Raw genomic sequence first — 13,114 nt, 5'->3', positions numbered from 1 at the left:
CCGTCTTGGATACGGGAAGGGCGCCTCGCGATCCCGGGAGGCTCGCGGGGCGTTCTTCTGTATCACGAAACTCGAATGCCGTAGGGCGCCAGCCGAACCCGGTTCACCGCCGGGGCGTCGAGTGCCATGCGGCCATCCCCAGGGCGATCAGCCGGACCTGCCGTACCGTGCGTTCCACGAGTTCCGGTCGTTCGCGGGGCGGGGCGGCGACGTAGTCGGCGATATGGCTGGCGACCGTCGAGACGATCAGATCCGCGGCCAGCTCCAGATCGTCGGGAGACCAGCTGTCCAGGGCGCGCAGCCGGGAGAGGTCCACGACCAATTCCCGGGTGATGAGCTGCATTTCGATCGCGATGGCACTGCGCAGCGCCGCCGAGCCGCCGTGCCGCTCGCGGATCAGGAATCCGTACAGCGCATCGCGCCCGGCGATCTGGGCGAACACGAACCGCACCGTCTCGGCCACGCGCGCGTCCGGAGTGCGGCGCAGATCCCGCAGGGCCAGCCGCAATTGCCGGACGCCCTCGTCGACCAGCGCGGTACCCAGCTCGTCCAGCGAGCCGAAATGCCGGTAGAACGCGGTCGGCACGATTCCGGCCGAGCGCGCGACCTCGCGCAGGCTCAGTGCCGCGAAGCCGCGCTCTGCGGCGAGTGTCAGGGTGCCCTCGAGCAGTGCCTGCCGGGTGCGCTCCTTGCGCTCGCCCCGGGTTTCGGCCTGCTCAATCCGCTCGCTCACGTCGGTGAGCATACATCCGTTCACGATAGGTCCATTCCTCAGGATGTTGCCGCGGTCACATGACCTGCTGGTTGAACTTCTGTGCACATTCGAGGCACACTTGCTGAGTGTACAGATGTGCACCGAAATATTGGTGCGCTACCACCCCGATGAACAGCAGTGGGAGATCGCAATGGCAGGACTCGTCGATCTGGTCCAGACGTTGACAACGCCGCATGCCCTCGATCGCTACCTGGAGTTGGTGCGGCCGACGCTGACCGTGCGCGATATGCGTGCGGAGATCATCGCGGTACATCGCGGCACCCCGGGTTCGATCACTCTCACCCTGCGCCCGACCTGGCAGTGGCGCGGCCACCTGGCCGGCCAGTACGTCCAGATCGGCGTGCTGATCGACGGCGTCAAGCACACCCGCTGCTACTCGCCGATCGACGTGCAGGCCGGTCCGCAGCGGCGGCTGCGGCTCACGATCAAGGCCCATCCCGAGGGGCTGGTCTCGCAGTACCTGCACCGCCACGCCGCACCCGGCATGGTCGTGGACCTGTCTCCGGCCGCGGGTGTGTTCACCCTGCCGCGGATCCGCCCGGACAAGGTCGTGCTGATCAGCGGCGGCAGCGGCATCACCCCGGTGCTGTCGATGCTGCGCACCCTGGACGCGGAGGGATATCGCGGGCCGGTGGTCTTCCTGCACTACGCGCAGTCGCCGGAGGCGGTGCCGCATCGTGACGAACTCGACGCGATCGCCGCGCGCCGCACCAACTTCCGGATCGCGCTGTGCTATCCGGAACTGGATCTGTCCGAGGTGTTGCAGGGCGCGCCGTGGAGCTGCGCGGCCAATCCGGTCTCCGGGTTCTTCGGTCGCGAGCAGCTCGAGCGGATCGCGCCGTGGTTCGCCACCGCCGAGACCTACGTCTGCGGCCCGGCGCCGCTGATGAACTCGGTGCGCGAGGTGTTCCGGGGCGAAGGGCTCGAACATCGGCTGCACGCCGAGGAATTCACGCTGGCCGCGGCGCCGGTCGATGCCGGACAGGTCGCCGGGACCACCACCTTCTCCGCCAGTGGCAAGGAGGCGTCCAATACCGGTGCGAGCCTGCTCGATCAGGCCGAATCCGCCGGTCTCACACCGGAATACGGCTGCCGGATGGGAATCTGCTTCTCCTGCACCTCGATCAAGCGTTCGGGCTGCACTCGCAACCTGCGCACCGGGGAACTGGACAGCGATCCCGATCAGCCGATTCAGCTCTGCGTCAACGCCGCCGTGGGCGACGTGGACATCGACATCTGAGAGGGGAACGATATGACAATTCTCACCGAAACCAAGGACGGCCCGCTGGTCCTGAGCCCGGAGCAGGTCGAGGAGATCGGCCGCACGCTCGACGAGTTGCGTGCGCGCGTCACCGCCGACCTGGGCGAGAAGGACCGCGAGTACATCTACTCGATCATCAAGGCGCAGCGCGGCTTCGAGGTCGCCGGACGCGCCCTGATGTACCTGGGCTTCCTGCCGCCGTTCTGGCTGGCGGGCGTGGCGGCGCTGAGCCTGTCCAAGATCCTGGACAACATGGAGATCGGCCACAACGTGATGCACGGCCAGTGGGACTGGATGCGTGAGCCGGGGCTGAATTCCCGTGTGTTCGAATGGGATACGGTCTGCCCGGCCGACCAGTGGAAGCATTCGCACAACTACATGCACCACACCTACACCAACATCCACGGCCGCGATCGCGACATCGGCTACGGCATCCTGCGCATCGACGAAGGTCAGGAGTGGAATCCGTACTACCTGGGGAACCCGGTCTACGCCTTCGCGCTGATGATGCTCTTCGAATGGGGCGTCATGATGCACGACCTCGAGGTGGACAACATCATCGCGGGCAAGCGCTCCTGGTCCGATGTGAAGCGTCTGCTCGAGGGGCAGTGGCGCAAGGCGGGCAAGCAGGTGCTCAAGGACTACGTGGCGTTCCCGCTGCTGTCCGGGCCGCTGTTCCTGTCCACGCTGGCCGGGAACGCGACCGCGAATCTGGTACGCAACGTGTGGGCGTACTCGATCATCTTCTGCGGGCACTTCCCTTCCGGCGTACAAACGTTCACCGAGGAGGAGACGGCCGAGGAGACTCGCGGCGAGTGGTATGTGCGGCAGATGCTGGGCTCGGCCAACATCAGTGGCAGCAAGCTGTTCCACATCCTGTCCGGCAACCTGTCGCACCAGATCGAGCACCACCTGTTCCCCGATCTGCCCGCCAACCGGTATCCGGAGATCGCGCCCGAGGTCCGTGCCCTGTGTGAAAAGTTCGGCCTGCCCTACAACACCGGTCCGCTGAGCCGTCAGATCGGCTCGGTGTGGGGCAAGATCTTCCGGCTGGCCCTGCCGCCCGCGCTCGTCGGGAAGGCCGCGCAGCCCGGTGTTATCGTGATGCGTAACGGCTCGAACACCGACGAGCCACAGCCGGAGCCGAGCGAAGCGGGCGTCGAATGATCGGTAAATTCGAGAGCAACAAGGATCTGATCCAGGAGCTGACCTCGTCCGGGGCCAGGCACGTCGGCAATATCGCCTCGATCATCACCGGAACGGTGTCGGAGGTGACCCGCGAGATCGGCGACTGGATCACCGACGCGATCGAGATGCGCGAGGCGGCCTCGGCCGCGGAACGCGACCGGGAGGCGGCCGAGCGCGTCAACACGGGCAAGAAGGAGCCGGACGTTCTGCTGGACGATCCGGCGCCCAGCGCCCGGGTGTCCGCCGATCAGCCCTTCATCGACGCCGACGTCGAGATCGTCGACCCGGAACGCTGAGCCGCCGAGTTCAGAACACCGGAAGCCGGCGTCGCCGCGCGGCGACGTCGGTGATCAGATCCTTGTAGCCGTCGGTGAGTTCGGCCAGACGCACCCAATGCAGGTGGGCCTCGAGGTCCATGTCGCGATGATCGTCGCGCGGGTGCGGGCCGGACTCGCCGTCGTCCGGTAGTAGGCCCAAAGCATCCTGGGCCGCAACCCATTTCGCGGCCAGCCGGTCGATCACCGCGCCGAGGGTCTCGGTGTGCAGGGTGGCGCCGGTGCGGTGCGGGATCGTATCCGCCACCCAGACATCTATTTCCGCAACGAGTTTCGCCCGTTCGGCATCGATGGCGCCGACCGTTCGGGTGCAGTGTGCCAGCCGGTCGCTGTCGATGCCGCGGGTATGCGCTGTGCTCACCGCGCGATGACGCCGTTCGTGGCAGCCCACCAGCGCGTGTGCGGCCTCCAGTACCGCGTGCGGTCGCGCCTGTCGCTCGGCCGGGGTGTGAAAGGCCCGCAACAATTCCGGCGCTGTCGGCAACTCGTCGAAACCGTTACGGCCACCGGCATATTCGGTCGGCATGGCATTCCCGCCCTCACATCCGATATCGGATCGTGGTCATGCTGTCCTCTTCCAGCACAGTGCATTCCAGCATTCGAACGCACGGTGTGGAACCGGGAAATCCGCGACGATGCGATGGAGTCGGTCCAGGAAAGGGACTCCTTCAGGAAAGCGCGCGGGAACAAAGTGTGCAACTGCCGGTGCCCCCATCGGTGGAAGCTGCGCGGCAATCGTTATACACGCTACGAGAAGGTCACATGATCGCCAAGATCGATGAATTGTCCGTGCGATTTCCGGCCGATCCGCTACGCGGGCGCGGACCGCACGACCGGCCTGGCCGCACGGGGGATACAAGACTTCCGTAACCTGGTATTTCGTGTCCGCCTATGTGTCCTCACCGGAGTTGACCTTCGGTTTCCTGTTCGCCCTGGAAGATCCGGAGCGAATCGCCGAAGTGGTGCGTCAGCTCATGGAACGTCAGGTGGTCTCGGTGTTCCGGATGGCGCCGATGTCCGGGGCCGACGGGCCGCCCGAACGTTACGTCGTCAACTGGGCGGCCATCCCGCAGATCGCGATCACCACCGCCGCACCGGAAGCCGATGAGTTGCTGGAGCGCCGAACGATGCTCATCAACGCCTTCCTGAGTGAGAACGGCGAGATCAGCCTGTACTCCGCGGACGGCAAAACGCCCGGGTAGGTAGGGATGTGACAGTTATCGCCCGCTCCGGGCGTTGCGTTACGGTGATCTTAAACATGGGCGCTTCTTATTGTCCTCACAGGTGCGGGCCAGCTCGCTCTTAAATCGTGCCGCGAGGGTGGACCCGGTCGGTGGTCCAACAGGATTGCCGACAGTTCATGTCCCAGACAGAGAGGTTGACCCCATGATTCCGGTCATCATCGACACCGGCTCCGCTGCCCTCCACGGCCTGCTCGGCACCGGCAGCGCGGCTGCTCACGGCATCCTGAGCACCCTGTGGACCGGCTCGTTCGGTCGCTGATCGCACGGTGATGCCCGCACCCGAGAGGTGCTCGAATCCGCCCCGGCCACTCGAATGTGCCGGGGCGGATTCATGTTCCGGGTGAGCCGGTCAGCTCGCCCGCACCGACTGTGCGGCAAGGCGCGCGGCGAGTACCTGCTCGAGCAGGACGACCAGAACCTGTTTGACCGACTCCCGGTCGCGGGCATCGCACTCGACCAGCGGGACCGCCTCGCGCACACCCAGGGCCTCGCGCACCTCGGGCAGTTCGAACCGGGCGCCCTCGGCGAAACGGTTGACCGCCACGACGAAGGGGGTGTCGTGCTGCTCGAAGAAGTCCAGCACCGGATAGCAGTCCTGAATGCGGGCGGTGTCCACCAGGATCACCCCGCCCAGCGCGCCGTCGAGCAGGTCGTCCCAGAGGAATTCGAACCGCTCCTGACCCGGCGTGCCGAACAGGTACAACACCAGTGACCGGTCCAGGGTGATCCGGCCGAAGTCCATCGCCACCGTCGTGGTCGTCTTCTCGGTGCGCAGGCCCGGATCGTCGACGCCCACCGACACTTCCGTCATCGCCGCCTCGGTGGACAGCGGTTCGATCTCGGAGATGGCCCCGATGAACGTGGTCTTGCCGACCCCGAATCCGCCGCTTACCACGATCTTGACCGAGAAGGCCGTCGGTTCCGGCGGGGTGGTGGCGAGCTCCGGGGGATTGCGAAACTCAGAGTGCCCGAACAAGATCCCTGATCCTCTCGATGACTGCGGTGGAAATTTCCTGGGCCTGGGCCACCGAAACGTGTCCGGCGGCCACCAGATCGCCGACCACGACCCGGGCCACACCGATCGGAACATGTAGTGCGGCAGCGATTTCGGCGATCGAGAGCGGCTGCTGGCACAACCGTACGACAGTTCGCAGCTCGAAGCGCAGCGGGGCCGACAGTGCCTGCGGCGTGGCGTGGACCAGGGTTTCGATACGCAGTCCCTCGATCATCGGGGTGGTCCGGCCACCGGTCATCAGGAACGGGCGCACCACGGGCTCGGGATCCGATGGCCCCGCGGGTGCGCCGGTTTCGAGGCCATCGGGTATGCGGTGGGCCGGGGCGACCGGTGGATCGGGCGCCCGGTGCTGACCGGTCATCTGCGTAGCGACTCTCGTAGCTCGCTGATCAGCGCGGGAGTGAGCAGTGAGCCGGCCCGCTCGGCCAGTACGGCCATCTGATAGCCGACCAGCCCGATGTCGCTGTCGCTGTCGGCGATCACGCCGATGCAGCTGCCGTCGGCGACCGCCGAGATGAGCAGGAACCCGCGCCGCATCTCGATCATGATCAACTTCAGGCCATCGAAATCGTAACTGCGCGAGGCGCTTCGGGACAGGCTCACCAGACCTGACACCATCGCCGCCAAGCGGTCGGCCCCGGCGCGGTCCAGCCCGTCCGACATCGCCATGAGCAATCCGTCCGAGGACACCGCCACGGTGTCGCGGACGCCGTCGGTGGTACGCACGAAATCGGCGAGCAGCCAGTTGAAGGTGTGCGGACCGGAATCCGGCAGTTGTGTTGTCACCGGGTTTCCTCCTGTGCGATCGATGCCGGAACCGCTGGGGCCTCGTTCAATTGGCCGCGCCGATGGCCCGCGCGGAAGCTGGTGAGCATCCCGCGAACCTGCTCGGGTGAGCGATCGACGGCGGGCGCCGCTGGATGCCCGGAGGCGCCGGCCGGCTTGGCCGGTGCGGTCGTTCCGGGAATCTTCTTGGCGCGCTTGACGAGACCGTTTCGGGTCCGTTGCACCTCGGGGTCGGGTGCGGCATCAGTGTAGTGAATTCCGTTGGAGTCCGAAGCAGGTGCCACAGGTTTCGGCGCACCGAGCTGATGACGTTGCGCGGCAGTGGTGTTCAGCAAGTTCTTCAGCGGGCCCGCGGGCAGCGTCGGGAACGGATCGGGCCGGTCGCCGAGTTCGACGGCAGTGGGATTCAGCGCGGGCTGTTCGGGCTGATCACGGCCCTGCGCGGGGCCTTCGGGGAGTTCCCGCGGCGCCTGCTCCACGGTCGAGGCCGGCCAGCCCGGAACGGCGAATCCGCTGTATCCGTCGGGCTGCGCACCGGCCGGTACGGCCGCCGGAATAGCGGCCGCCGTGCGGCCCGGGGCGAGTTCGGCCAGATCCTGCGAGACCGGCTCCAGCGCGGGCAGCCGCTCGGCGGGCGGCAGCGTGACCGTGGTCCAGACCGGTTGTGCCGGTTCGAGTTTGCGCGCCGCGGCGGTGAGGGCGACGTCGTTGCCGACCAGGGTGGCGGGCAACAGGATGCGCGCGGCCACACCGCTGATCGGCGACGCGGTCAGCTCGACCTCGATGCCGAGGCGTTTGGCCAGCCGGCCGACAACGTAGTGCCCCAGGAAGCGGGTCGGTGCGACCAGGAAGTCCGCGTCGCCGCGCAACCGCGCGTTGGCCGAGGTCAACTGGTCCTCCGGCATGCCGATGCCGTGGTCGACCACGGCCAGCATGTACTGCTGGCCGAGGCGGCGGCCGTAGATCTCGACCTCGAGATCCGGTGGGGAGAAGGCCAATCCGTTCTCGATCAGCTCGGCGAGCATATGCGCCAGCTCGCTCACCGCCGACCCGGAGATCGACACCTCGTCGATGCGGCGCAGCACCACGCGGCGGTAGTCCTCGACCTCCGAGAGCGCGGCCCGGATGACATCGGTCAGCGGGATCGGCTCGCTCCAGCGCCGCGGGCTCGCCGCGCCGACGAGCACCAGCAGGCTCTCGGCGTTGCGGCGCATGCGGGTGGCCAGGTGGTCGAGCTCGAACATGTTCGACAACGTCTTGGGATCGAGCTCCTCGCGCTCGAACTCGCTGATCAGGCCGAGCTGGCGGCGCAACAGATTCTGATTGCGCCGTCCGAGGTTGCCGAGCGATTCGGTGATGTTGCGGCGCAGCAGCGCCTGTGCCGAGGCGAGTTCGAACGCGGTGGTCTGCAACCGGTCGAATGCCTCTGCGACCGAGACGATTTCGTTACTCGCGTTGTGCGGCGTGCGCACCGGCTCGGGCGGGCCGGGTGCGCTGAGGTCCTCCTGCTGCCAGGCGGCGATCAGCGCGGGCAGCCGCTGGGTGGCCACCTCGTCGGCCTCGCGGGCCAGCGCCGCGAGCGGGCGCACGATGGCGCGCACACCCGTGACCACCAGCGCCACCAGGATCAGCAGCGCCAGCACGGCTGTGGCGGTGTATGCGATCAGCATGATCGCCGAAGTCCGGCGCAAATCCTGCGCGCGATGCTGGACATCCGCGCCGATGGACCGCTGCACACCGCGTTCGGCGTCGATCACCGACGTCGTCCGCACCCACCACTGTCCGGGCTGTACGAGTTCGGCGAGCTGCCCGTCCTGCGCGGCGGCGGCGATCGTCAGCGATTGCGCGGCCGCGGTCGCGTCGGGGGAGTGCAGGGCGGTGTCCAGCAGGGCACGCTGACTTGCCGTGGCATCACGGGGAAAGGCCGCCAGCGCAGCCTGTTTCGCCGCATCGATCTGCAGGAACCGCACGTATTCGCCGGGCTGGAAGGAGTTGGCCGCGAAGACCCCGGCGAGGAACCCGCGCTCCTGACCGGTGAACTCCTTGACATCGGCCAGGGCGTACAGCGCCTGCAGTCCGCGCCAGATGCGCGGGTCGCTCGCGTGGTCCAGGCCGGGCCGGGCGTGATCGAGCGCGGCGACCGCATCGGTGTAGTACGCGAACGCGTCGGCGCGCTCGATGCGCTGGCCGTCCACCTCGGCCCGGATACTGCTCAACGACGACAACTGGGCCAGGGCGGTGCGTACCTCGGCGGCGCCGTCCACATCGCCGGGCAGGGCCGAGTTCAGGGCCAGCAGGGCTCGATCGGTGGCCGGGCGTTGCGTGTCGAGCGCCTGGCGCATCGCGGCATCACCGCCGAGCATGCCATTGGTGAGGCCACGCTCGCGCTGAATCTCGTGCACCAGGTCCTGGACCGACAATGCCAGGGATACCGCGTGCACCGTATCGTCGCTGTCCCGGTAGTCGCTTACCTCATCGGTGAGCACGACGCCCAGCAGCGCGAGTACCAGCACGACCGAAACCACGAGTACCCGGATCAGCTGCCCGCGGATGGTGCGGGGACGCAACAGCCTCGCCGCCGGGTTACGCCTTTTGTCGCCTTTCGGTGACAACCGCGCTCGACGGAATTGCACTTCCACTCCTCATTTCCCTCCCCGCGGCCCGGTGGTTCGAACGTGGCGGAGAATCAGAAGCAAGGTGTCACATGAGGATCGTTCGCGCAACACGTGGGCACGCCTCGACCGGGCGATGTGACGCGCCGGGGCGGATGAGCGCGACGCGCCGCAGTCGATGACACATCCATCCGGAAAAAACGCATGAATGTGACCTGGATACGAAACAATTGACCGTGCCGAGGCTCGGCGGCGAGCCTGGAAACGCCCGAGAGGAGCGTGGTCATGCAACCCGATACCCCCGTTTACCCCGTCCGCGTCCGGGGTGATCTGGATCCAGCGCTCTCGCGCTGGCAATGGATCGTCAAATGGATTCTCGCGATTCCCCATTACATTGTGCTGTTTTTCCTGTACATTGCCTACTTCGTGGTCACCGTGATCGCATTCTTCGCGATCCTGTTCACGGCTCGTTATCCACGCGGGCTATTCGATTTCAATGTCGGCGTCATGCGCTGGGGATGGCGGGTGCGGTTCTACGCCTTGTCCCCGCTGGGCACCGATCGCTATCCGCCGTTCAGCCTGCGTCCGGACGAGAACTATCCGGCCGACCTCGAGGTCGACTACCCCGAGCGGCTGCATCGCGGGTTGGTGCTGATCAAGTGGTGGCTGCTGGCGATTCCGCAGTATCTGATCGTCGCGGCCATCGCCGGCGGCATGGGGGCCTGGGGCGGCGGGCGTCATCACGGGCACCACGGCCACCACGGGCAGATGGAACACATGTACGGCGGTGGCGGCAGCTGGATCTCGTTGCTGACCGTCCTGGTGCTCATCGCCGCGGTCGGGCTGCTGTTCACCGGCAGGTACCCGCGCGGGCTGTTCGACTTCGTGATGGGACTGGTCCGCTGGATCATCCGGGTGCGCGTGTACAGCTCGCTGATGCGTGACGAGTACCCGCCGTTCCGGCTGGATCAGGGCGCTCGGGAACCCGGCGCGGCTGTGCCCGCGTCCAGCCCGGGGCCCGCTCCCGGCCCCGCGCCCGAGCCGGGTGCCGCGCCCGAGTCCGGTCCTGCCGAGCCGGGAGCCGAGCCGGAGTCCGGGCCCGAATCCTCCTGAGCCGCAGGGCGATCGGGCAGGGCAGCCCGGTAATCGGCCGGCTCCGCCAGGCCGAGCCGGGGTCCGGCATTCAGCTCGGCCTCGAATCATCCTGAGCCGCAGCATTGCCGGGCGTGACAGTTCGATCGTTCTTCGGCCCGTGCGCGTCCTCGCCGCGATGCGGCGGGGACGCGCTGTTGCGTTGGCGCGGATCCGGTGCGAGGCCCTGCGTGCGGTAGATGCGCCGCACCACATCCTCGATGTCGGGCTCCTCGATGGACAGATCGCGGACCTCCGCCCGCGCCGAGACCGCGGTGAGCAGTTGCGCGGCGGTGACCACCTGCGGGTCGAAGGCCAGCCGCTGCCGGATCCCGCCGCCCTCGCTCGCGATGAGCTGGGCCCCGGGCAGTCCGGTGAGGTCGGGGGCGGGCACGGCCAGATCCACCACCAGCATCCGGCGCACCCGCACGGTGGCCGCCAGACCGGTGAGGGTGCCGTCGTAGACCAGACGGCCGTGATCGACCACCAGCACCCGTTCGCACAGCCGCTCGATATCGCCCATGTCGTGGGTGGTCAGCAGCAGGGTGGTGCCGCGTTCGATGCGCTCGTAGGACAGGAAATCGCGTAATCGCTGTTTGGACAGCACATCCAGGCCGATGGTCGGCTCGTCCAGGATGAGCAGTTCGGGCGAATGCAGCAGTGCCGCGGCGATTTCCGCGCGCATGCGCTGGCCCAGGGACAGTTGCCGCACGGGCGTGTCCAGGGTGTTCGCCATCTCCAATTGTTCGATCAGTTCGTGGACGCGTTTGCTCGCCCGGTCCGGGTCGAGGCGGTGAATGGCGGACAGGATGGTGAACGATTCGCGCAGCGGCAGGTCCCACCACAGCTGCGAGCGTTGCCCGAACACCACGCCGATGTGCCCGGCCAGCTCCCGGCGCTGGCGCACCGGCTCGAGCCCGCAGGTGCGCACCGTCCCCGAGGTGGGCACCAGAATTCCGGTGAGCATCTTGATGGTGGTGGACTTGCCCGCGCCGTTGGCTCCGATATACCCCACCGCCGCACCGGGTTCGATGCGGAAGCTCATCCGGTCCACCGCGGTGATCACCTCGCGACGGCGTCGTCGCCACGGCCGCTCATCCTTGCGACGGATGACGAATTCCCTTGTCAAATCGGTGATCTCGATGGACACTGCTATCCACCGCCTCCCTGATAGTGCCGTACTCCCGAGCGCCAGCACAGCAGCGCGATGGCCCAGACCCACACTGCCGCAATCGGACTCGCCCATGCCAGCCATGCGGGCAGCCACTGCGGGCCGGGCAGGCGCAGCAGCGCGATCGTGGGCAGATAGGCGACGAAGGACACCGGCACCGTGAATCCGAACAGCAGGGTCAGCGGGTGGCCGAACACCGAGGTGGGCTGCTGTGCGGCGAATGCCCCGCCATAGGTGAAGCTGTTCGTCAGCTCGGAGCCGTCGACGAGGAAGAACTGCAGACCGGCCGCGCAGACGAACAGCCCGGCGAAGATCGCCGTCCCGGTCAGGAGCGACACCGCCATGAGGATGAATATTGTTGCGGTCCAGTGGATGTCGCCGGTGACGACGCCGATGCCCAGTACCGTCGCGGCCACGCCCGCGCGCGCCACCCGGCGCAGCGAGATGTCACTGGTGATCAGTTGCAGCAGCAGCGGCTGCGGGCGCAGATGGAAGGCGTCCAAGGTGCCCGCGCGAATGTAGGTCGGCAGCGTGTCGGTATGCCCGACCAGGATCTGGGCGAGCGAGAAGGCCAGGTTGGACAGGCCGAACAGCAGCAGCATCGCGTGCATGCCGAGCCCGCCGAGCACGCGCACATTGTGGTAGATGACCCACACCTCGGCGAATTCCACCGCTCCGACGAGCAGGGAGGAGAGCATATCGGCGGCGAAGGACAGCGGGTAGGCGCGCTGCGATCGCATCCGGGAGCGCAGCACCGCACTGTAGGGGGTGAACCACGTGCCCGATTTCCGGGCGGCGTCGAGCAGTTCAGCCACCCTGCACCTCCAGCTTGTGCCGCCCCGCGCGGAGCAGGGTCCGGCCGAGGAGAACCGCGACAACTACCCAGAATAGCTGTACGGCAAGGATTCCCAGCGCCTGAGAACCGACCGCGCGGCCCGATACCACGTCGATGGGCGCCTGCAGCAGCGAGGGGAACGGCGTGAGTCCGGCCAGGGTGCGCAACCAGTCGGGGAACAGGTGCACCGGGACGAACAGCCCGGCCAGGAAGGTCGCCACGATCTGGTAGAGCAGCCGGACCCCGCGGGTCTCCACGGCCCAGAATCCGGTGAGACAGACCGCGAACAGCAGCAGGAACGAGATCGTCACCGCCAGCAGGATGCTCAGCGTGCCGAGCAGATACGGCCACGCGCTGTGCGGCAGGGTGAGCTGGAAGACCGCGAGCCCCACCACGACACTGGGCGCGCCGCGCAGCAGCAGGGTGCATGCCGCACGGCCCAGATCGGTTGCCAGATAAGAGAACTGGATATCCACCGGGCGCAGGAAATCGACCGCGACGTCACCGTTGCGAATCCGTTCGGCGATGTCCAGCGGCGGTCCCATGACGCCGAGCGCGCCCAGCAGCCCCTGTGAGAGCCAGACGTACGCGCCCATGGAATCGGCTGTGTAGCCGCCCAATCCGGCGCTGGCCCGGACGGCGGCGAGCATCACCGCGGCACGGACCAGCCCGAACACCACATTCGTGACCATGCCCGCGAACATGGCGAGCCGGTAGTGCCACTGCCGGAGGAACCCTGCTTCCGCCAGTCGCCAATAAAC

At 67.3% G+C, this 13,114-nt stretch carries 13 protein-coding genes and 1 pseudogene; 5 read left to right on the top strand and 9 right to left on the bottom strand.

What is annotated here, in order from left to right; all coding sequences use genetic code 11:
- Positions 1–103: 103 nt before the first annotated feature.
- A complete protein-coding gene (locus tag AC5WS7_RS21980; protein ID WP_495956410.1) occupies positions 104–745 on the bottom strand; it encodes a TetR family transcriptional regulator in 642 nt (213 codons plus the stop codon).
- A 160-nt stretch (positions 746–905) separates the two neighbouring features.
- Here AC5WS7_RS21980 and AC5WS7_RS21975 point away from each other — a divergent pair, with 160 nt between their 5' ends.
- The 3 genes from AC5WS7_RS21975 to AC5WS7_RS21965 are packed head-to-tail and all read left to right on the top strand — an operon-like array spanning position 906 to position 3,520.
- Positions 906–2,015 (top strand): ferredoxin reductase, encoded by a 1,110-nt coding sequence (locus tag AC5WS7_RS21975; RefSeq protein WP_495956409.1) that lies wholly within the window; start codon positions 906–908, stop codon positions 2,013–2,015.
- 12 nt (positions 2,016–2,027) lie between these two features.
- Positions 2,028–3,203: a fatty acid desaturase family protein gene (locus AC5WS7_RS21970; RefSeq protein ID WP_495956408.1), complete on the top strand. Its 1,176-nt coding sequence runs from the start codon at positions 2,028–2,030 to the stop codon at positions 3,201–3,203.
- Entirely contained in the window at positions 3,200–3,520 is a 321-nt protein-coding gene (locus tag AC5WS7_RS21965) for a hypothetical protein (RefSeq protein WP_495956407.1), read from the top strand. Before AC5WS7_RS21970 ends, AC5WS7_RS21965 begins: the two co-directional genes overlap by 4 nt.
- Before the next feature lie 10 nt (positions 3,521–3,530).
- Here AC5WS7_RS21965 and AC5WS7_RS21960 read toward each other — a convergent pair whose 3' ends face one another.
- Positions 3,531–4,085, bottom strand: a complete 555-nt coding sequence (locus tag AC5WS7_RS21960) for a DUF4254 domain-containing protein (protein ID WP_495956406.1) — start codon at positions 4,083–4,085, stop codon at positions 3,531–3,533.
- 355 nt (positions 4,086–4,440) lie between these two features.
- Here AC5WS7_RS21960 and AC5WS7_RS21955 point away from each other — a divergent pair, with 355 nt between their 5' ends.
- A complete protein-coding gene (locus tag AC5WS7_RS21955) occupies positions 4,441–4,761 on the top strand; it encodes a hypothetical protein (protein WP_495956405.1) in 321 nt (106 codons plus the stop codon).
- A 391-nt stretch (positions 4,762–5,152) separates the two neighbouring features.
- Here AC5WS7_RS21955 and AC5WS7_RS21950 read toward each other — a convergent pair whose 3' ends face one another.
- The 4 genes from AC5WS7_RS21950 to AC5WS7_RS21935 form a co-directional block, all read right to left on the bottom strand.
- Positions 5,153–5,701: a GTP-binding protein gene (locus AC5WS7_RS21950; protein ID WP_495956459.1), complete on the bottom strand. Its 549-nt coding sequence runs from the start codon at positions 5,699–5,701 to the stop codon at positions 5,153–5,155.
- A 61-nt stretch (positions 5,702–5,762) separates the two neighbouring features.
- Entirely contained in the window at positions 5,763–6,179 is a 417-nt protein-coding gene (locus tag AC5WS7_RS21945; RefSeq protein ID WP_495956404.1) for a DUF742 domain-containing protein, read from the bottom strand.
- Entirely contained in the window at positions 6,176–6,604 is a 429-nt protein-coding gene (locus tag AC5WS7_RS21940) for a roadblock/LC7 domain-containing protein (RefSeq protein ID WP_040831726.1), read from the bottom strand. Before AC5WS7_RS21940 ends, AC5WS7_RS21945 begins: the two co-directional genes overlap by 4 nt.
- Entirely contained in the window at positions 6,601–9,237 is a 2,637-nt protein-coding gene (locus tag AC5WS7_RS21935; protein WP_495956403.1) for a sensor histidine kinase, read from the bottom strand. The genes AC5WS7_RS21940 and AC5WS7_RS21935 overlap by 4 nt, the downstream gene beginning before the upstream one ends.
- A 264-nt stretch (positions 9,238–9,501) precedes the next feature.
- Here AC5WS7_RS21935 and AC5WS7_RS21930 point away from each other — a divergent pair.
- Positions 9,502–10,200 (top strand): annotated as a pseudogene (locus tag AC5WS7_RS21930) (DUF4389 domain-containing protein); the annotation flags it as partial.
- Positions 10,201–10,399: 199 nt separating this feature from the next.
- Here the strand turns inward: AC5WS7_RS21930 and AC5WS7_RS21925 are convergent.
- From AC5WS7_RS21925 to AC5WS7_RS21915, 3 genes are all read right to left on the bottom strand, one after another.
- The gene (locus AC5WS7_RS21925) at positions 10,400–11,392 is read right to left on the bottom strand and encodes an ABC transporter ATP-binding protein (protein WP_495956458.1); all 993 of its coding nucleotides are present in this window, start codon (positions 11,390–11,392) and stop codon (positions 10,400–10,402) included.
- Positions 11,393–11,499: 107 nt separating this feature from the next.
- Positions 11,500–12,333, bottom strand: coding sequence for an ABC transporter permease (locus tag AC5WS7_RS21920; RefSeq protein WP_495956402.1), 834 nt, complete (start codon positions 12,331–12,333; stop codon positions 11,500–11,502).
- Positions 12,326–13,045, bottom strand: coding sequence for an ABC transporter permease (locus tag AC5WS7_RS21915; protein ID WP_495956401.1), 720 nt, complete (start codon positions 13,043–13,045; stop codon positions 12,326–12,328). Before AC5WS7_RS21915 ends, AC5WS7_RS21920 begins: the two co-directional genes overlap by 8 nt.
- Between the last annotated feature and the right edge of the window lie 69 nt (positions 13,046–13,114).

It is taken from the genome of Nocardia sp. PLKS1-43 (genome assembly GCF_059510335.1).
The sequence above is the reverse complement of the archived record's forward strand: the minus strand, read 5'-3'. Positions and strand labels throughout refer to the sequence as shown.